Origin of the sequence: Defluviimonas aquaemixtae (assembly GCF_900302475.1) — a bacterium.
In the GTDB taxonomy this organism is placed as follows: Bacteria; Pseudomonadota; Alphaproteobacteria; order Rhodobacterales; family Rhodobacteraceae; genus Albidovulum; species Albidovulum aquaemixtae.
Genome location: NZ_OMOQ01000001.1, coordinates 2072381 through 2090734, shown reverse-complemented (window position 1 = coordinate 2090734; position 18354 = coordinate 2072381). Strand labels below are relative to the sequence as shown.

Below are 18354 nucleotides of genomic sequence, written 5' to 3'. Positions count from 1 at the left end.
CGCGCGTGTCGGTCACACCGGTACGAGATACGCGCCCGCAGCCTGTCTGATCGCCTGCGTGAGCGGCGCGAGCGCGCGGGCGGAAAGGCGGCCGACCTGCCAGTGAAGCACGACCTCCATCGGCGCGTCGGGGGCGATTGCAACGAGACTTCCGTCGCGAAGATGCCCTTCGACGAGCGGTTCAGGGTTCATACCCCAGCCGAGGCCGACAAGGGCAGCTTCCACGAAGGCGTGGCTTGATGGCACGTAATGCGCCGTCAGTGGAAGCCGCTTGCCGACGAGCCTCTCGGTCCATTGGGTCTGCAACGCGTCCTTGCGGTTGAACACGAGCGCGGGTGCGCGCGACAGGCTGTCTGCGTCCAATCCGCGCGCGAACCACCGTTGCACGAATTCCGGGCTTGCAGTCGCGATGTAGCGCAACGCGCCAAGCGGGAAGGTGTCGCAGCCCGCAATCGGCGCGCCCTGAGATGTGACCGCCGCCTGCACGGCCCCCCGCCTGAGCCAGTCTGCGGAATGGTCCTGATCGTCGGTGACGATGTCATAGAGCACGTCCGCCATTGCGGTCAGCGCGGGCAGGACCCAGGTGGCAAGGCTGTCGGCGTTGACGGCGATCCGGACGCTCGGCCGCTCGCCCCCGAGATCGGCGCCGAGATCGGCGGCGAGCGCCTGTTCGAGGAGTTCCATATCCTCGGCATGCCGGGCGAGCCGCGCGCCCGCTTCGGTGGCGCGCGCGGGCTGGGCGCGGATCACGAGCGTGGTGCCCAGCCGGTCCTCGAGCGCGCGGATCCGTTGTGAGACCGCCGAGGGCGTGACGTGGAGCGCTTCGGCGGCTGCCTCGAACGACCCGGTGCGCAGGATGAGCGCTAGGGCGCGGAGCTGACCCGGGTCTATCATTAGTCAGACTTAATTGAAGGTAATATCATTAATTAGGTTTAATGGATTTGAAGCGCTAGTCAAGCCTGCGGACAGGAGGACGGCGCATGTGGTTGGCGGCATTAGCGGGATTTCAGCTTTCGCTCGGACTGATAATGGCGATCGGGGCGCAGAACGCTTTCGTGCTGCGCCAGGGGCTGCGGCGTGAGCATGTCGTGCCTACGGTGCTGTTCTGCGCCAGTTCGGACGCGGTCCTGATCCTTGCGGGCGTCGCGGGCTTCGCCGCGGCGAGCGCGGCGGCGCCGTGGATCGGCCCGGCCTTGCGGTGGGGCGGTGTCGCGTTTCTTGTATTCTACGGATTGCGTTCAGCGCTATCGGCCCTGAACGGGGAAGGGGCGCTGAAGGCGGGCGGCGCCGGCTCGGCTCGGCTTGGAACGGTTCTTGTCACACTCGCAGCGATCACGTGGCTCAACCCCCATGTTTATCTCGACACGGTCGTATTGCTCGGCTCGATCTCAGCGCAGTTTCCGGGCCGCGAATGGGCCTTTGCCGCCGGCGCGACGTCGGCTTCATTCGTCTTCTTCACGGCGCTCGGTTTCGGAGCCAGGGCGCTTGCACCGGTCTTCGCGCGGCCCGCTGCGTGGCGCTGGCTCGACGGCGCCGTCGCGCTTGTCATGTGGGGAATCGCCGCGCGGCTCGCGCTGGGCTGAGGCGCTGGGGCGGGCTTGCACCTGCCTTCGGGATGGGCTCATGTCGCCGCATGTCACTTGATCCGCAGCAACGCCCCGTCGCCGGCATCCTCTGGATGCTCGCGACGGGACTATGCTTCGTCGTCGTGACGGGCATCGTACGCCATCTCGGCACCGGGCTGCCCGCCGCGCAGTCGGCCTTCATCCGCTTCGTTTACGGGATCGTCTTCCTTGCGCCGACGCTGATCCCCGTTCTCCGGCGCGGACTTCCGACAGGCGTCTGGCCACTTGTCCTCGGGCGCGGTGCGCTGCACGTGGCAGCCGTGACCCTGTGGTTTTTCGCGATGGCCCGCATTCCCATCGCCGAAGTTACGGCGATCGGCTACCTGAACCCGATCGTCGTGACGGCGGGCGCGGCGCTTTTCCTGGGCGAGCAGCTCGCGCTGCGGCGGCTGACAGCGATCGCAGTCGCGCTTCTCGGCGCGCTCGTAGTGCTGCGGCCCGGGCTGAGAGAGATCGCGCCGGGCCATCTCTCGCAACTCGGTGCGGCGGTCTGTTTCGGCTGCTCCTACCTTTTCGCCAAGCGGCTGTCGGCGCTGGTTGGTCCCGGGACGCTCGTGGCGCTACTGTCGCTGACCGTGACGGCCGGCCTTGCACCCTTCGCCATCGCGGTGTGGGTGCCGCCGAGTCTCGATCAGCTGCTCTGGCTCGGCCTCGTGGCGCTGTTCGCGACGCTCGGCCACTACACGATGGCGCGTGCATTTGCGGCCGCGCCGCTGACGGTGACGCAGCCCGTGACGTTCCTGCAACTCGTCTGGGCTGCGCTGCTCGGCTGGGCGGTCTTCGGCGAGACGGTGGACCCCTACGTGTTCCTCGGCGGCGGCATGATCATCTCGGCGATCACCTACATCACGTGGCGCGAGGCGAAGACGAAAAGGCGCGCCCTGACGCCGCCGCCCGAGGCGGCAAAGCTGTGACTGCTGACATGAGCCTGTCAGGAGGGTCTTGCTAGGATGACGTCAACACTGTGTCGTCGGCCTGCGGCCCATCGCCATGCCGCCGCAATCGGAAGGGAGAACGGGATGTCCGACGAAGACCCGCGCCACACAGGCGGCTGCCGCTGCGGCCATGTCCGGTTCACGGTCGATGCCGAACCGCTGATCACTATGGCGTGCCATTGCCGAGGCTGCCAGCGCATGACGGCGAGCGCATTTTCGCTGAGTTCACTTTACGCTGCAGACAGCTTCACGATCAGCAAGGGCGAACCGGTCATCGGCGGGCTCAGGGGCGCGACGCGGCATTACTTCTGCCCCGATTGCATGAGCTGGCTCTTCACGCGTCCGGAAGGCCTGGACGACTTCGTGAACGTCCGCGCGTCGATGATGGATGACTGCTCCGCCTACAGGCCCTTCGTCGAAACCCAGACGGACGAAAAACTGCCCTGGGCGACCACGGGCGCGGTGCGCAGCTTCAACCGCTTCCGGTCGATGGAGGAGTTTCCCGCACTGCTGGCGGAATTCGCCCCTCAATAAGATAACTCAGCCGCGCGGGTCGAGAAGCCGGCCGATCACGCTTTCACGGGTGATGCGTCCAAGTGTCTTGCCGCCATCGGTGACGGCAAGCGCAGGCACTTCGCGGAGCTTCTCCATCACCTCCTTCACCGGTGCGTCGGGATGGATTTCCGGTGCGTTCGGGGCGCGGGCGGGACCCTCCTGCATGATGTCGCAGGCGCGCAGCACGCCCAGCGGGTTCATGTGGGCGACGAAATCGGCGACGTAGTCCGAGGCGGGATTCGCGATGATCTCGCGCGCAGTGCCGCACTGCACGATCCGTCCGCCCTCCATCAGCGCGATCCGGTTGCCGATCTTGAACGCCTCGTCGAGGTCGTGGCTGACGAAGATGATCGTGCGCTTCAGTTTCTCCTGCAGCTCCAGAAGCTCATCCTGAAGCCGCGTGCGGATCAGAGGATCGAGGGCCGAGAAGGGTTCGTCCATCAAGAGGATCGGCGCTTCGGTCGCGAAGGCGCGGGCGAGGCCCACGCGCTGCTGCATGCCGCCCGAGAGCTCACCCACCTTGCGGTCGGCCCATTCCAGAAGGCCGACGAGTTCGAGCTGGCGGTCCACCGTCTCGCGTCTCTGCTTCGCGCCGTGGCCCCCAAGTTCCAGCCCGAGCCCGACATTCTCGCGGACCGTCCGCCAGGGCAGCAATCCGAATTGCTGAAACACCATTGCCACGCATTCGCGGCGCACGCGCAGAAGATCGGCCTGCGTTGCGTGAACGACCTCGCAGGACCAGCCTTCGTCGTAGATCGTGACCTCGCCCCGGCAGACTGGGTTGAGTCCGTTGACCGCGCGCAGGAGGGTCGATTTGCCGGAGCCGGACAACCCCATCAACACCAGGATCTCGCCCGTTTCGACGGTCAGCGAGCAGTCGTGGACGCCGAGTATCTGGCCGGTGCGGCGCTGGATTTCAGAACGCTCGAGGCCGTCGTCCATCAGAGGAAGTGCCCGTTCGGGATAATCGCCGAAGACGATGTTGACCTTGTCGAACTCGACCGCGACCGTCATTTCGCGCCTCCGATCCTGAGCATCCGGTCGAGCATGATCGCGACCACGACGATGATGAATCCGCTCTCGAAGCCGAGCGCCGTGTTGACCGAATTGAGCGCCCGCACGACGGGCACGCCGAGCCCGTTGGCGCCGACCAGCGCTGCGATGACGACCATGGACAGGGACAGCATGATCGTCTGATTGAGACCCGCCATGATCTGAGGCAGCGCGTAGGGAAGCTCGGCCTTCCAAAGCGTCTGACGCTTCGTGCCGCCGAAGGCGGTGACGGCTTCCAGAAGCGGTTGGGGTGTCGACGAGACGCCGAGATGTGTGAGCCGGATCGGCGCGGGCAGGACGAAGATCACCGTCGCGATCAGGCCCGGCACCATGCCGATGCCGAAAAAGACGATTGCGGGGATCAGGTAGACGAAGGTCGGCAGCGTCTGCATCAGATCGAGGATCGGCCGCATCCAGGCGTAGAGCCGGGGCCGGTGCGCCGCGGCGATGCCGATCGGCACGCCGACAGCCATGCAGACGACGCAGGACGACAGCACCAGCGTCAGGCTTTCTGTCGTCTCCTTCCAGTAGTCCTGGTTGAGGATGAACAGGAAGCCGACGAAGACGAGAACGCAGGTCTTCCAGCTTCTCTGGAGAAACCATGTAATCGCCACGAAGGCCGCCACCACGATCAGGGGATGCGGCGTCTGAAGTACCCAGAGGATGCCGTCGATCAGCCATTCCATGAGCTGCGCGAGCGCGTCGAAGAACGGCGCGGCGTTCTCCTTCAGCCAGTCGAAGAGGTTCTTCGAGACCTTCCCGATCGGCAGTTTGTTGTCAGTCAGCCATTCCATCCCTGTCCCCTTCATACGGCGATGCCGGGGCAGGGGGCCTGCGACTCCGGCATTGGTCAGTCGTGCAAGTAACGCCCCCTCCCGCGGCGAAACGGGAAGGGGCGAGACTACCTGTCATTCGGATCAGTTGAGCGCGGCTTCGACCGCAGGCATGGCGTCGCCGCCGTCCTTGGCGGTCACGCCGTCGAGCCAAGGCCCGATTGCGCCCTTGTTGGCCGCAAGCCATGCTTGGGCCGCGTCGCCCGGATTCTCGCCATCATTGAGGATCGCGCCCATGATCTCGTTTTCCATTGCGAGAGTGAATTTGAGATTCTCAAGGAGCTTTCCCACATTCGGACATTCGGCCGCATAGCCTGCGCGAGTGTTGGTGAAGACCTCGGCGCCGCCGTAGTTCGGGCCGAAGACATCGTCGCCGCCCGACAGATAGGTGAGCTCGAAATTGGCGTTCATCGGATGCGGTTCCCAGCCGAGAAAGACGATCGGTTCGCCGTCGCCGTCGGCATTGGCAACCTGCGCCAGCATCCCCTGTTCGGAGCTTTCGACAACCTCAAAGCCTTCGAGCCCGAACTGGTTGTTCTCGATCATGTCGAGGATCAGGCGGTTGCCGTCATTTCCCGGCTCGATCCCATAGATCTTGCCGTCAAGTGCGTCCTTGTGCTCGGCGATGTTGCCGAAGTCGCTGATGCCGAGTTCTGCGCCGGCCTTGTTGGTCGCGAGCGTGTACTTTGCGCCGGTGAGGTTCATGCCGAGCGTCTCGACCGTTCCGGCCTCGCGGTAGGGCGCGATGTCGGCCTCCATCGTCGGCATCCAGTTCCCGAGGAAGACGTCGATATCGCCTTCAGCCAGACCGGTATAGGTTACCGGCACTGAGAGCACCTTTACCTCGGTCTCGTAGCCGAGCGCGTCAAGGATCGTCGTCGTGACGGCGGTCGTGGCAGTTATGTCGGTCCAGCCCACGTCGGATAAGACGACCTTGTCGCAGCCCTCCGCATAGGCCGGCGCCGAGATCGACAGCGCCGCAACGAGCAGCGTTGTGCGCAAAGTGTAAGAACGGATCATTCGTTAGCTCCCTGTTTTTATTAATTGACGAGTCAATAAACTTCACTCCCGACGCAGAAGGCAAGCGGAAACTGCCCTACTGTCCCCGGGCGCGCGACCCGCACTGCGGGTAACCCTAATCCAAGTGACTGCCGTAGAAAAGAAACCAGGCCAGTCGCGCGCTCGGTTTTTATTGATTGACGAGTCAATAAAGGATCGGCTAGCCATATTGCCTTCAAGGAAAAGGGCGGACCGATGCCGAAGCTGGGAATGGAGCCGATTCGAAAGGCGGCCTTGGTCAAGGCGACGATCAGCGAAATCGGGCGCGTGGGGACGCTTGACGTGACGGTCAGCCAGATTGCCAAGCGCGCGGGCATGTCCTCGGCGCTCGCGCATCACTACTTCGGGTCGAAGGAACAGATTTTCCTTGCCGCGATGCGCCACGTCCTGACGCTCTACGGGGCCGAGGTACGCGGTGCGCTCGCCGCCGCCGAGGGGCCGAAGGGACGGCTGCAAGCGGTCGTTCGCGCGAGCTTCGCGAGCGGCAGCTTCCGCCGCGAAGTCATTGGTGCGTGGCTGAATTTCTATGTCTTGGCCCAGACCCTGCCAGAGGCACGGCGGCTGCTGGGCATCTACCAAATGCGGCTTCATTCGAATCTTGTCCACGCCCTTCGGCCGCTTGTCGGCGCGCGGGCCGACGATGTGGCGCGGGGCTTGGGCGCTATGATCGACGGCGTGTATCTGCGCGAAGTCCTCAAGGGCGGCACCCCGGACGGAATCAGGGCCGCGGCAGTCGTGACGGACTATCTCGAACGCGAACTGGACGCGGAAGCATGAGCGAGCTGCCCAGAGCGAACGTCGCCGCCTTTGTCGAGAAACTGATCAGGGCGCTTGAGACTGCGCCTCTCCCGCATGGCGCGGTGGCCCGCTGTTGTGCCGCATCGAGAGGATGGCGATGATCCCGACGGGCAACGACCTTCTGAACGCCTACGCCGTTACCCGCAGGGCCACGCAGCGCACGCCACTTCTTGACAGCGGTGCCCTGGCGCGGGCAACCGGGGCAGTCCGGGTCTTCGTTAAGGCCGAAAGCCTTCAGCATGCCGGGTCATTCAAGATCCGTGGCGCCTATTGGCGTCTCACTCGGCTTTCGGAAGACGAGCGGGAGAGTGGCGTCGTGGCCTATTCCTCGGGCAATTTCGCGCAAGGTCTGGCAGCAGCCGGGCAGGCGCAAGGCGTGCCGGTCACGATCGTCATGCCTATCGACGCGCCTGCAACCAAGCGGATCGCGACAGAGAGCTACGGCGCGCGCGTCGTCCTATCTGACCACGGCGACCGCCCGCGCGAGGAAGCAGCGGCAGAGCTTGCGCGCGAGATCGCAGCGCGGGACGGGCTGGTTCTGCTTCACCCCTTCGACGACCCCGAGATTGTCGCCGGGCAGGCGGGCGCCGGGCTCGAGGCGCTGGAACAGCTGCGCGAGATCGGAGCGAAGCCCGACATAGTCGTCTGCCCCGTGGGCGGCGGCGGTCTGATTGGAGGCGTGGCGCTGGCGTTTCGAAATGACGATCCCGATGTCCGCATCTTTGCGGTAGAGCCTGAGGGCTACGACTGCATGGGCACCTCGCTCACGGCCGGAGAGACCCGGCGGGTGACGAGTGGGCGCAGGACGATCTGCGACGCGCTTCAGGCAACGCAGCCCGGCGCCGCCCCGTTCGAGGCCGCACGGGCGGCGGGCGTAACCGGCATAGCGATCGGCGACGCGGCGGTTGTGCAGGCGCTTCGCTTCGCGTTTGAGAAGCTGAAGCTTGTCCTTGAGCCCTCCGGCGCGATCGCGCTCGCCGCGTTGCTCGACGGGCGGGTCGATGCGGTTGGAAGGGAGGTGGTGGTCTACGTCACCGGCGGCAACGTCGCGCCCGAGACCTTCATGGGTTTTCTGGTGGGGGACCGCGCATGAAGACCAGGGAGCAACCCGGGCTCACGATCTTTGGCCGTGCGACGTCGTCGAACGTGCAGGCAGTGATGTGGGGGCTTGCGGAGCTGGGTCTGTCCGCCGAACGCTTCGACTGTGGCCATGTCTACGGCGGCCTCGACACGCCGGAATTCCGGGAAATGAATCCGCACGGGCTAATCCCGGTGCTGAAGGACAGCGACCTCGTCGTTTGGGAGAGCTGCGCGATCCTGCGCTACCTCGCGGCGCGCTACGGCGACGGCGGCGCGTTCTGGCCGGCCGATCCCGCGATACGCGCGGGCGTCGACATGTGGGCCGAATGGGGCAAGACCTCGTTCTGTTCGGCCTTCACGGGTCCGATCTTCTGGGCGCGGGTTCGGACGGCGGCGAAGGACCGCGACAAAGCGGCGCTGGCAGCGGCGCTGGATCGGTTCGAAGCGTCGCTCGGCCGTCTCGAGGCGCAGCTTAGAGGACAGGACTTCGTCTGCGGAACGGAACTGAGCCTCGCCGATATCGTGATCGGCCATGTGCTCTACCGCTGGTTCGATATCGATGTGCCGCGAGTTTCGCGGCCGGACTTCAAGGCGTATTACAACCGGCTGGCCGCGCGGCCGGCCTACCGGGACCATGTAATGGTCTCCTATGAAAGCCTGCGGGCGGAGGGTGCATAATGGAAGCCGATTACGTCGTGGTTGGCGCGGGATCGGGTGGATGCGCGATGGCCTATCGGTTGGCAGAGGCCGGCAAGCGCGTGATCGTTATCGAGTACGGCGGCTCCGATGCAGGCCCATTCATCCAGATGCCCGGTGCACTGTCCTATCCGATGAACATGGCGCTTTACGACTGGGGGTTCAGTTCCGAGCCCGAGCCGCATCTGGACGGGCGAAGGTTGGCGACGCCGCGCGGCAAGGTCATCGGGGGCTCGTCCTCGGTCAACGGCATGGTCTTCGTGCGTGGCCATGCGAAGGATTTCGACCACTGGGCGGAAAGCGGCGCGGTCGGCTGGGGCTTTGCCGATGTCCTGCCATACTTCAAGCGGATGGAAACCTGGCACGGCGGCAATGGTGTGGCGAATGGGTTCCGGGGTGCGTCGGGACCACTGCATGTCACGCGGGGGCCGCGGACCAATCCGCTGTTCCACGCTTTTGTGGAGGCCGGGCGACAGGCGGGCTACGAGGTGACCGACGACTACAACGGCGAGAAACAGGAGGGCTTCGGTGCTTTCGAGGCGACGATCTGGAAGGGGCGGCGCTGGTCGGCTGCGAACGCCTACCTGAAACCGGCGCTGAAGCGCGAGAACTGCACGGTGGTCCGCGCACTGGCGCGCAAGATCGTGGTCCGCGATGGCCGTGCCGTCGGCGTCGAGATCGAACGGGGCGGCCGAGTCGAAGTGATCGGCGCCCGCGCCGAGGTGATCCTCGCCGCATCTTCGATCAACACGCCGAAGCTGCTGATGTTGTCGGGCTTCGGCCCTGCCGGGCATCTCGCAGAGCACGGGATCGATGTCCTGGCCGACCGGCCGGGCGTGGGGGCGAACCTTCAGGATCACCTTGAAGTCTATATGCAATTCGCCTCGAAACAGCCGATCACGCTCTACAAGTACTGGAACCTCTGGGGCAAGGCTTTCGTGGGCGCGCAGTGGCTGTTGACCGGCACCGGGCTTGGCGCGTCGAACCAGTTCGAAAGCTGCGCCTTCATCCGCTCGGACAAGGGGGTCGACTATCCCGACATCCAGTATCACTTCTTGCCGATCGCGGTACGCTACGACGGGAAGGCCGTGGCCGAGGGTCACGGTTTCCAGGCCCATACCGGTCCAATGCGGTCGAAGTCGCGCGGGACAGTGACATTGCGGTCTTCCGACCCGAAGGAGGCGCCGGCGATCCGGTTCAACTACATGTCGCATCCCGACGATTGGGATGAGTTCCGCAAATGCATCCGTCTCACTCGGGACATCTTCGCGCAGCCGGCCTTCGAGTCGTTCGTGAAGCACGAGATCCAGCCCGGACCCGACGTGCGATCGGACGACGAGATCGACGCATTCATCCGCGAGCATGCCGAGAGCGCCTATCATCCCTGCGGCACGGCCAAGCTGGGACGGCGCGACGATCCGATGGCGGTCGTCGATCCTGAATGCCTGGTGATCGGCGTCGAGGGCCTGCGCGTCGCGGACAGTTCGATCTTTCCGCGGATCACGAACGGCAACCTCAACGCGCCGTCGATCATGGTCGGCGAGAAGGCGGCCGATCATGTGCTTGGCAGGGGGATGCTGTCGCCGTCGAACGCCGAGCCGTGGATGAGCGCGCGCTGGAGAGAGTCGCAGCGCTGAGGCCGCGGTTCCGGTGAGGGTCCACGGGGGCGGCAGCTCTGTGTCGCCTGTACCGGCTTGCCCGCAGGGGGTTCGCCCCGCCTGCGGCGCGCCTACCCAACGGGGAGGCGCTGCCTGCCCGGACCCCTCCGAGGTATTTAGGCAATGATGAAGATCAGGGTGTAGAGATGATCCGGGCGGGGATTAGGCCCCTCAGCGCGTTGCCCATGAAGAGCCGGGCTCGGGGCAGATCCTCGGCGGCGAGAACCTCTTCGCGGGCGCGGCCGGCAGCGATGAACTCGGCCCTGAGGATACCGGGCAGGCAACCGGAGGCGAGAGGCGGTGTCCTGAGGCCCTCGCCGAGATCGAAGAAGAGGTTCGTGATTGTGCCCTCGGCAGCCTCTTCGCGCGTATTGAGAAAGAGCGCCTCGTCGATGCCCTCAGGTAGCGCGCCGCGGGTTGCGTCGTAGAGCGCGCGTTCGGTCGTCTTGTAGCGAAGGAGCGGGGCGTCCGGGTCGAGCCGTTCGGTCGCGACCATCAGCCGCCATTCCGGCGGGTTCGGGGCGAGCGGGCCGGTCGTGACTTCGGCGTTGCCGTCCCGTCCGATCGTGAGCCGGACGCGAAGCGGCGCCGGCCCGGAGATATCGGCGAGGGCAGCGTCGATCGAGCGGCGGTCCCAGCGAAAGCCGAGCGCGGCGGCCGAGGCGCGGGCGCGGGCGAGATGGGCCTCGAGCCGGCGGAAGGCGGTGCCGTCCCAGCCGAAAGTCTCGATCAGTCTGGTTTCAGCTCTGCAAATCGGGCTTTCCACAGCGCCTCCTCGTATTCGCCCTCGGGCGTTGAATCGATCACGATCCCGCCGCCCACGCCGAACTCGACTTCAAATTCCCCATAGAGCGTCAAGGTCCGGATGGCGACGTTGAAGCTTGACGCGCCGTCGGGCGCCATCCAGCCGACTGCGCCGCAATAGGCGCCGCGCGGCCCGAGTTCCAGTTCCCGGATGATCTCCATCGCGCGGATCTTCGGGGCGCCGGTGATCGAGCCGCAAGGAAAGAGCGCCCGCAAGATGTCCGAGGGCGCGGTGCCGGGCAGGAGCTGCCCGGTCACGCGGGAGACCATCTGGTGCACGGTCGCGTAGGATTCGATCGCGTAGAGCTCGGGCACGCGGACCGTGCCCGGCCGGCAGATGCGCGAGATGTCGTTCCGGAGAAGATCGACGATCATCAGGTTCTCGGCTCGGTTCTTCGCGCTTTGCTGCAGCTCCATGCGGAGCGCCGCGTCATGCGCGGGGTTGGACGCGCGGGGCGCGGTTCCTTTCATTGGCCGCGTCTCGATCCCGCCTTCGGCATCGGTGGAGAAGAAGAGCTCCGGCGAGCGCGACACCAGAACGGGAACGTCGGGCAGGGCGACGTAGGCGCCGTGGCCGACTGCCTGACGGGCGCGGAGGGCGGCATAGAGGCCGGGCGCGCTGCCCCGGCGCTCGGCCCGCATCGGCATGGTGAGGTTCGCCTGGTAGATGTCGCCCGCCGCGATGTAGTCGAGGATGCGGCGAAGCGCCCGGCCATGCGCGACCGCGTCCCAACCCGGCCGGGCTGCGGCGAGGCGCGCGCCGGCAGCCTCCCTTGCGGCACCGGCGAGGAAGGCGTCGGCCGGGCCCGGCGCATCGAAGACGCCGAAGACGAGAAGCGGTAGCCGGCGGTCTGGGGGCATCAGCGGCGTAAGGCGCGGCTCGAGCGCGTAGCCCAGCTCGTAGCTGGCGAAACCCGCGATCCAGGCGCCATCGGCGCGTTCCCGGTCAAGCGCATCAAGCGCGGCGTCGACCTCCCGCGCATGGTCGGCGCGAACGAGCCGCCGGGGGCGGTCGAACAGGGCGGGCTGGCCGCCGGGGCCATGTTCCAAAAGAACCATCTCTGCCGGGTCGTCGGTGAATCGCGGGGCGACCTTCGTCGTTCGTCACCGGCGGTGCAAGCGCGATGCCGCCCTTTCGCGCGCCGTTCGCGGCGTCGGCTGGGCCCGGCGACTTGACCGAGGTCAAGGTGCTGGGCGAGCGCGCCGTCCAAAACGGGCGGGCAGAGAGAAGAAGGATCGTTTCATGACGCATACGCCCCATGAACTGCACGAAGAATTCCCCGCCGACGCTGACAAGATCCATGAGCTAAAGACGTCGAACGCGCATTTTGCCCGGCTTGCCGACGAGTATCACACGCTCAACCGCGAAGTGCACCGCGCCGAAACGGGGGTGGAGCCGGTCGGGGATCTGGTCGAGACCGAGATGCGCAAGAAGCGCGCGTTTCTGAAGGACGAGATCGCGCGCATGCTGGCCGGTTCCTGAAGCCCTACTCGATCTGGTAGGGGAGAAGCCCTCGCCGGTCGGGGTCCACGCGCAGGCGACGTTCGAGCGGCGGGACGGAGCGCTGATGGCAATCCTTGCGGTCGCAGATTCGGCAGGAGATCCCGATGGGCTCGAAGGCGCGCGCATTCGTCAGGTCAAGATCGTCGGCATAGACAAGATCACGTGCGTGGCTGACCTCGCAGCCGAGCCCGATCGCGTAGCGCCGCACCGGCGCGTGGAATGACCCTCCGGGTTTCGACACGTCGCGCGCGAGGCAGAAGTAGCGCACCCCGTCCGGCGTCTCGGCCAATTGACGCAGGAAGCGGCCCGGCGTTTCGAAGGCGCGGTGGACGTTCCATAGAGGGCAGGCGCCGCCGAAGCGGGCGAACTGGAGCCGCGTCGCGGAATGGCGCTTGGTGATCGTGCCCGCCTGATCGACGCGGACGAAGAAGAACGGCAGGCCCTTCTGGCCGGGGCGCTGCAGCGTCGAGAGCCGGTGCGCCACCTGTTCTATCGAGGCGCCGAAGCGGTCGGCGAGCCGTTCCAGGTCGTGCCGCGTCTCCTGTGCGGCGCTGAGAAAGGCGCCGTAGGGCAGGAGCGCCGCTCCGGCGTAATAATTTGCAAGCCCGATCTTGGCGATGGAGCGCGCGGCTTCGGATTGGAACCGAGCGAGGTCGAGCGTGGCTTCCAGCAGTTCGTCCTGCGTGACGAGCGCGAGTTGGTGGAGAAGCTGGAAGCGGCGTGTTTCGGGCGCCGTGCGGGTCGAAAGGGTGAGGCGGTCCCCGGCGCGCTGGCGGATTTCGGCGATGTCTTCGTAGACCAGTTCCACCCCGTTATCAGCAAGGATCGCGCGCGCCTTGCGCTCGGGGTCGAAACCCCGCTCCTGCGGTTCGGCGAAGCGTTCGGCGGCGCGGTCAACGGCGTCGATATAATTGTCGCAGTAGTGGAAGAAATCCCGCACTTCGTCCCAGGGCGAGGCGCGCGACCCGGCCTCGTCGCGGCCAAGCGCTTCGTCGAGCGAGGCGAGGCGTTCGTCGTTCTGCCGGTAGGCGCGGTGGAGCGCGAGAAAGGCGCGGGCCAGCACCGGCGCGTTCGAGGCGGCGAGACGCAGGTCGGCCAACGGCGGCGCGGTGTCGGCGAAGACCGGATCTGCGAGCGCCTCGCGCATGTCTGAGACGAGCCGTTCGGCATCGCCCGCCGAAAGCTCCGTCACGTCGAGCCCGAATTCGCCGGCGAGCGCGAGCACCACGGCCGCCGAGACTGGACGGTGATTGTTCTCCATCTGGTTGAGATAGGGCAGCGACACCCCGAGCTTGGCGGCGAAGGCCTTCTGGGTGAGCCCGAGTCGCGTGCGGGTCTCGCGCAGCTTGGCGCCGGCATAGAGCTTCTGGGTCGGCATCAGACGGCCTCCACGGCGGCGGCAATGCGGGGCAGCATGCTGGGGAAGTCGTGCTCTTCGACCTCGGGGCCGGCTAACTTCAACAGCTTTGACTTCGCCGGTGGCATTGCCCTGCCCTCGCGCATGTCATAGGCGATCGGGGCGGCATCGCGGAGCGCGTCCATGCCGCCTGCGCTGCCGTGATGCAGCGCGATGTCGAAGCCGTCGGGATCGGCGAGCGTCGCCTCGAAGACCGCGCGCCCTTGCAGGATCAGCCAGCCCCGGAACGCGTCGAATGCGTCGTCGGAGCACCCGCCCTGCAGGAGATAGGCGAGCGCCCAGACATCGGTACGATAGGCGCGGGCATCCATCTCGCGCAGGATTTTATCGAAGGCACGAATGGCCGAGGGCTTGAATTGCGCGAGCCGCTCTGGCAGCAGATCGAGCCGCTCGCCGAGCGTTTCGATGCCGAGGCCAGTGTCGATCAGTTCCCAGAATACATCCTCGGTCATCTTGCGCGCGTCGGTCTTGTTGACCGGCTTCGGCCGTTCTTCGGCCTCGATGGCGGCGATGTCGACGTCGATCCGGGCGAGCTCGGAGGCGGAGCCGCCTTCGCCCGCGGCGAGCGCGCGGAAATCGGCCATGGCCTTCAGAAGGATCGCCTTCTTTTCCGGGATCTGGCCGACAAAGTCCTCGTGGCTGGCGCGCTGTTCGGCCTCGCTTACGTTCATGATTCCGGGTTCGTAGCGGAAGCCCTTGCGGCGTTCGTTCACGTAGAACCAGAAGACGCCCTTCATCAGGCAGGTATGCGCGCGCCAGATTCTGACCGCGCGCGCACCTTCGCCCATCGCGCGGAACCGTTCGAGGACCGCGAGTGTCGAATCGGTCAGCGGGGCGTAGAACGTCTCGCCGGACGGCGTGAAATAGGCCTCGATCTCGTCGCGTTTCCCGGCCTCGAAATACTGGTCGATCAGCCAGTCGTAGCCCGGTCCGCAGTGGCTCGCGTAGAGCGGAACGCCGGGCGTACACGTGATCTTCCCCGCCTCCTCCAGATCGACGACGGCGAACATGTAGCGTTCCCAGTCGTCGTCGAATGAGCGGAATTTCGGCTTGAAGCCGGTGACCAGCCCGTCCTTGTAGTCCATTCCGTGTCCCGCACCGGATTTGCAGATTTGCGGTGAAGACTAGACGAATCTGCGAAGCGCGCAATCGTCGGCGAGGGCGCTACTGGCCGAGCCGTTTGGTGCGGCGAATGACGAGAAGGATCGTCGCAACCGAGAGCACCGAAGACGCCGCCATGAGCGCCACGAGAGGCAGCGCCCCGCCGCCGAAGCCGAGCGCCCAGCCGGCGATGGCCGACAGCCCCGCGCCCCCTCCGATCATGATCGCGCCGCCGAGGCCCGAGGCGGTTCCGGCAAGCTGCGGGCGCACCGACAGCAGGCCCGCATTGGCGTTGGGCAGCGCCATCCCGTTGCCGAGTCCGACCGAGACAATCAGCCCGAAGAACAGCGTGGGGCGCGAAAACCCGGCAAGTTCGATCCCGGTCAGGACGACCATGCCCGCCGAGGTGATGAGGGTGCCAAGAAGTACCATCCGATTGATGCCGATCTGGACGGAGAAGCGCCCCGAAATGTAGTTGCCGAGCGCGTAGCCGACGGCGGGCGCGGCGAGGTAGACGCCAAGAACGCTCGGCGACAGGCGAAACACCTCGGTGCCGACATAGGGCGCGCCGCCGAGATAGGCGAAGAAACTGCCGGAGGAAAAGGCCGCAGTCAGACAGTAGCCCCAGAAGCGGGGCGAGCCCAGCAGTTCGGGATACTGGCGAACCTGATCGGAGAAGCGGGCGGCTCGTCCGACCGCCGTTTCGCCCAAATCCGCCCAGATCAACCAGAACGTGGCGAGCCCGACAAGGAAGAGCAGCACAAAGTTTGCGTGCCAGCCGAAAGCCTCGTCCAATACACCGCCGATCATCGGACCGACCATCGGCACGAGCGCCATGCCCATCGTAACGTATCCGATCATTGAAGCGGCCTGTTCCGCCGGCACCATGTCGCGGATCGCGGCGCGGCTCAGCACCATTCCGGCGGCGATCACCGCCTGCATCATGCGAAAAGCGAGGAATGTCGTGGCGTCCTGCGCGAGGATCGTGCCCGCAGTCGCGACAAGAAACAGCACAACCGACCAAAGGAGGACCGGCCGCCGACCGAACCTGTCCGAGATCGGCCCGATCACGATCTGCAAACCGGCGCTGACGGCCAGGAAGAGCGAAACCGAAAGCTGCATCAGCCGGTAGTCGGTCGCGAACCACTCGGTCATCGCCGGAAGCGACGGCAGGAAGACGTTCATCGCAAGCGCCGAGAGCCCCGTGACGCAGACGAGTGTCACAATATGGGGCGGGCTGGCGCGGTCGAGGAACGTCACCTGGACCCGAGGCTGGTCGGATTTCGTGGACATCGTCGTGGCTTAGGCGCGGTGCGGGTCGGTGTCCAGCGATCAGAATGCACAGGGCGTTGTGCGCCGTACAATTCCAGCCAACATAGATGAAGAATGCGTCAAGTTCGACGGGAGAGAAGCGGATCCGGGCGTACCGTCGGAGCACTTCCGTCAGGCAGGTCACGTAGCGTGGGTTGGGCGTTTGAACGTTCTGGTGCCTTCGCCCCGGCCGCCGCACGGATTACCTGGGATGATCGGCGCTGAACCGCGTGAATTTGCTGATTTGCAATTCGCACCATGACCGGAGCGAATGTGTTGCAAATTTTCGCAAATCTGCTTTGCGCGGGCCGCCGCACGGGCTAGTTTGCCGCAAACGTGAAGGGGGGAGAGCATGAAGGCCATTCTCGAAGAGCTGGAATCGCGGCGTGCGACCGCACGGGCGGGCGGCGGCCAACGCCGGATCGATGCGCAGCACGGGCGCGGCAAGCTCACGGCGCGGGAACGGATCGAGCTCTTGCTCGACGAAGACTCGTTCGAGGAGTTCGACATGTTCGTCGCCCATCGCTGCACGGATTTCGGAATGGAGAAGGACCGGCCTTCGGGCGACGGCGTCGTGACCGGATGGGGCACGATCAACGGCCGCATGGTCTATGTGTTCAGCCAGGATTTCACCGTCTTCGGCGGATCGCTCAGCGAAACCCACGCCCAGAAGATCTGCAAGATCATGGATATGGCCGTTCAGAATGGCGCGCCTGTCATCGGGCTGAACGACTCAGGCGGCGCGCGCATCCAGGAGGGCGTCGCCTCGCTGGCCGGCTATGCCGACGTCTTCCAGCGCAATATCATGGCTTCGGGCGTCGTGCCGCAGATCAGTGTCATTATGGGGCCCTGCGCGGGAGGCGCGGTCTATTCCCCCGCCATGACAGACTTCATCTTCATGGTGAAAGACACCTCCTACATGTTCGTCACGGGGCCGGACGTTGTGAAGACCGTCACGAACGAAATCGTGACGTCCGAGGAACTTGGCGGTGCGTCTACCCACACCCGCAAATCCTCCGTCGCCGACGGCGCGTTCGAGAACGATGTCGAGGCGATGGTCGAGATTCGTCGGCTGTTCGACTTCCTGCCCCTCAACAACCGCGAGAAGGCGCCGACGCGCCCCTTCTTCGACGATGTCGCGCGGATGGAGGAAAGCCTCGACACGCTCATCCCCGACAATCCCAACCAGCCCTACGACATGAAGGAACTGATCGTGAAGGTCGCCGATGAGGGCGATTTTTGCGAGATCCAGAAGGACTTCGCGGCGAACATCATCACCGGCTTCGTTCGGCTGGAAGGTCAGACGGTGGGCGTCGTTGCCAACCAGCCGACAGTGTTGGCAGGTTGTCTCGATATCGATTCCAGCCGCAAGGCCGCGCGTTTCGTGCGTTTCTGCGATGCGTTCGAGATTCCGATCCTGACCTTCGTCGACGTGCCGGGCTTCCTGCCGGGCACCGGCCAGGAATATGGCGGCGTCATCAAGCATGGGGCGAAGCTTCTCTTCGCCTACGGCGAGGCGACGGTGCCGAAGGTCACCGTCATTACCCGAAAGGCTTACGGAGGCGCCTACGACGTCATGGCGTCAAAGCATCTGCGCGGCGATTTCAACTATGCCTGGCCTACGGCCGAGATCGCGGTGATGGGTGCCAAGGGCGCGGTCGAGATCCTCTATCGCAGCGAACTGGGCGACAAGGACAAGATCGCGGCGCGCACGAAGGATTACGAGGGCCGCTTTGCCAATCCCTTTGTCGCTGCCGAAAAGGGCTTTATCGACGAGGTGATCATGCCGCATTCGACGCGCAAGCGCGTAGCGCGGGCATTCGCGTCCTTGCGGACGAAGAAGCTTAGCAATCCCTGGAAGAAACACGACAACATCCCGCTCTGAGGCGGGGCGACAGGTGGAGACGCCATGCTGAGGCGCAACG

The 18354-nt window shown here is 65.4% G+C and carries 18 protein-coding genes; 9 read left to right on the top strand and 9 right to left on the bottom strand.

What is annotated here, in order from left to right; all coding sequences use genetic code 11:
• Positions 1-12: 12 nt before the first annotated feature.
• The gene (locus DEA8626_RS10255) at positions 13-894 is read right to left on the bottom strand and encodes a LysR family transcriptional regulator ArgP (RefSeq protein WP_108852857.1); all 882 of its coding nucleotides are present in this window, start codon (positions 892-894) and stop codon (positions 13-15) included.
• An 86-nt stretch (positions 895-980) separates the two neighbouring features.
• Here DEA8626_RS10255 and DEA8626_RS10250 point away from each other — a divergent pair, with 86 nt between their 5' ends.
• From DEA8626_RS10250 to DEA8626_RS10240, 3 genes are all read left to right on the top strand, one after another.
• A complete protein-coding gene (locus DEA8626_RS10250; RefSeq protein ID WP_108852856.1) occupies positions 981-1583 on the top strand; it encodes a LysE/ArgO family amino acid transporter in 603 nt (200 codons plus the stop codon).
• A gap of 50 nt (positions 1584-1633) precedes the next feature.
• Positions 1634-2539, top strand: a complete 906-nt coding sequence (locus DEA8626_RS10245) for a DMT family transporter (protein WP_245890821.1) — start codon at positions 1634-1636, stop codon at positions 2537-2539.
• 105 nt (positions 2540-2644) lie between these two features.
• Positions 2645-3094, top strand: a complete 450-nt coding sequence (locus tag DEA8626_RS10240; RefSeq protein WP_108852855.1) for a GFA family protein — start codon at positions 2645-2647, stop codon at positions 3092-3094.
• 6 nt (positions 3095-3100) lie between these two features.
• Here DEA8626_RS10240 and choV read toward each other — a convergent pair whose 3' ends face one another.
• The 3 genes from choV to choX all read right to left on the bottom strand — a co-directional run bounded on the left by choV (position 3101) and on the right by choX (position 6021).
• Positions 3101-4129, bottom strand: coding sequence for a choline ABC transporter ATP-binding protein (gene choV, locus DEA8626_RS10235; protein ID WP_108852854.1), 1029 nt, complete (start codon positions 4127-4129; stop codon positions 3101-3103).
• On the bottom strand, positions 4126-4962 hold the full coding sequence (choW, locus tag DEA8626_RS10230) for a choline ABC transporter permease subunit (RefSeq protein WP_108852853.1): 837 nt from the start codon (positions 4960-4962) through the stop codon (positions 4126-4128). The genes choV and choW overlap by 4 nt, the downstream gene beginning before the upstream one ends.
• Before the next feature lie 123 nt (positions 4963-5085).
• A complete protein-coding gene (choX, locus tag DEA8626_RS10225; RefSeq protein ID WP_108852852.1) occupies positions 5086-6021 on the bottom strand; it encodes a choline ABC transporter substrate-binding protein in 936 nt (311 codons plus the stop codon).
• Between the two features lie 234 nt (positions 6022-6255).
• Between choX and betI the strand changes: the two genes are divergently transcribed.
• The 4 genes from betI to betA all read left to right on the top strand — a co-directional run bounded on the left by betI (position 6256) and on the right by betA (position 10271).
• Positions 6256-6837, top strand: coding sequence for a choline-binding transcriptional repressor BetI (gene betI, locus DEA8626_RS10220; protein ID WP_108852851.1), 582 nt, complete (start codon positions 6256-6258; stop codon positions 6835-6837).
• Between the two features lie 118 nt (positions 6838-6955).
• Positions 6956-7951 carry a threonine ammonia-lyase gene (locus DEA8626_RS10215; RefSeq protein WP_219929185.1) on the top strand — a complete coding sequence of 332 codons (996 nt, stop codon included), beginning with the start codon at positions 6956-6958 and terminating at the stop codon, positions 7949-7951.
• A complete protein-coding gene (locus tag DEA8626_RS10210) occupies positions 7948-8616 on the top strand; it encodes a glutathione S-transferase family protein (protein ID WP_108852849.1) in 669 nt (222 codons plus the stop codon). Before DEA8626_RS10215 ends, DEA8626_RS10210 begins: the two co-directional genes overlap by 4 nt.
• The gene (betA, locus tag DEA8626_RS10205; protein WP_108852848.1) at positions 8616-10271 is read left to right on the top strand and encodes a choline dehydrogenase; all 1656 of its coding nucleotides are present in this window, start codon (positions 8616-8618) and stop codon (positions 10269-10271) included. The genes DEA8626_RS10210 and betA overlap by 1 nt, the downstream gene beginning before the upstream one ends.
• Positions 10272-10425: 154 nt before the next feature.
• On the opposite strand, the gene DEA8626_RS10200 is transcribed toward betA, so the two are convergent.
• The gene (locus DEA8626_RS10200; protein ID WP_108852847.1) at positions 10426-11058 is read right to left on the bottom strand and encodes an aminotransferase class IV; all 633 of its coding nucleotides are present in this window, start codon (positions 11056-11058) and stop codon (positions 10426-10428) included.
• Complete coding sequence (locus tag DEA8626_RS10195; protein ID WP_108852846.1) at positions 11022-12155, bottom strand: aminodeoxychorismate synthase component I; 1134 nt, start codon at positions 12153-12155, stop codon at positions 11022-11024. Before DEA8626_RS10195 ends, DEA8626_RS10200 begins: the two co-directional genes overlap by 37 nt.
• A gap of 184 nt (positions 12156-12339) precedes the next feature.
• Between DEA8626_RS10195 and DEA8626_RS10190 the strand changes: the two genes are divergently transcribed.
• On the top strand, positions 12340-12579 hold the full coding sequence (locus DEA8626_RS10190) for an HP1242/YdcH family protein (protein ID WP_108852845.1): 240 nt from the start codon (positions 12340-12342) through the stop codon (positions 12577-12579).
• 4 nt (positions 12580-12583) lie between these two features.
• Here DEA8626_RS10190 and DEA8626_RS10185 read toward each other — a convergent pair whose 3' ends face one another.
• From DEA8626_RS10185 to DEA8626_RS10175, 3 genes are all read right to left on the bottom strand, one after another.
• The gene (locus DEA8626_RS10185) at positions 12584-13978 is read right to left on the bottom strand and encodes a helix-turn-helix domain-containing protein (protein ID WP_108852844.1); all 1395 of its coding nucleotides are present in this window, start codon (positions 13976-13978) and stop codon (positions 12584-12586) included.
• Positions 13978-15102 (bottom strand): DUF4240 domain-containing protein, encoded by a 1125-nt coding sequence (locus tag DEA8626_RS20845; protein ID WP_146188856.1) that lies wholly within the window; start codon positions 15100-15102, stop codon positions 13978-13980. The genes DEA8626_RS10185 and DEA8626_RS20845 overlap by 1 nt, the downstream gene beginning before the upstream one ends.
• Before the next feature lie 79 nt (positions 15103-15181).
• Positions 15182-16411, bottom strand: a complete 1230-nt coding sequence (locus DEA8626_RS10175; RefSeq protein WP_108852843.1) for a multidrug effflux MFS transporter — start codon at positions 16409-16411, stop codon at positions 15182-15184.
• 370 nt (positions 16412-16781) lie between these two features.
• Between DEA8626_RS10175 and DEA8626_RS10170 the strand changes: the two genes are divergently transcribed.
• Positions 16782-18314 carry an acyl-CoA carboxylase subunit beta gene (locus tag DEA8626_RS10170; protein ID WP_108852842.1) on the top strand — a complete coding sequence of 511 codons (1533 nt, stop codon included), beginning with the start codon at positions 16782-16784 and terminating at the stop codon, positions 18312-18314.
• The last annotated feature ends 40 nt before the right edge of the window (positions 18315-18354 follow it).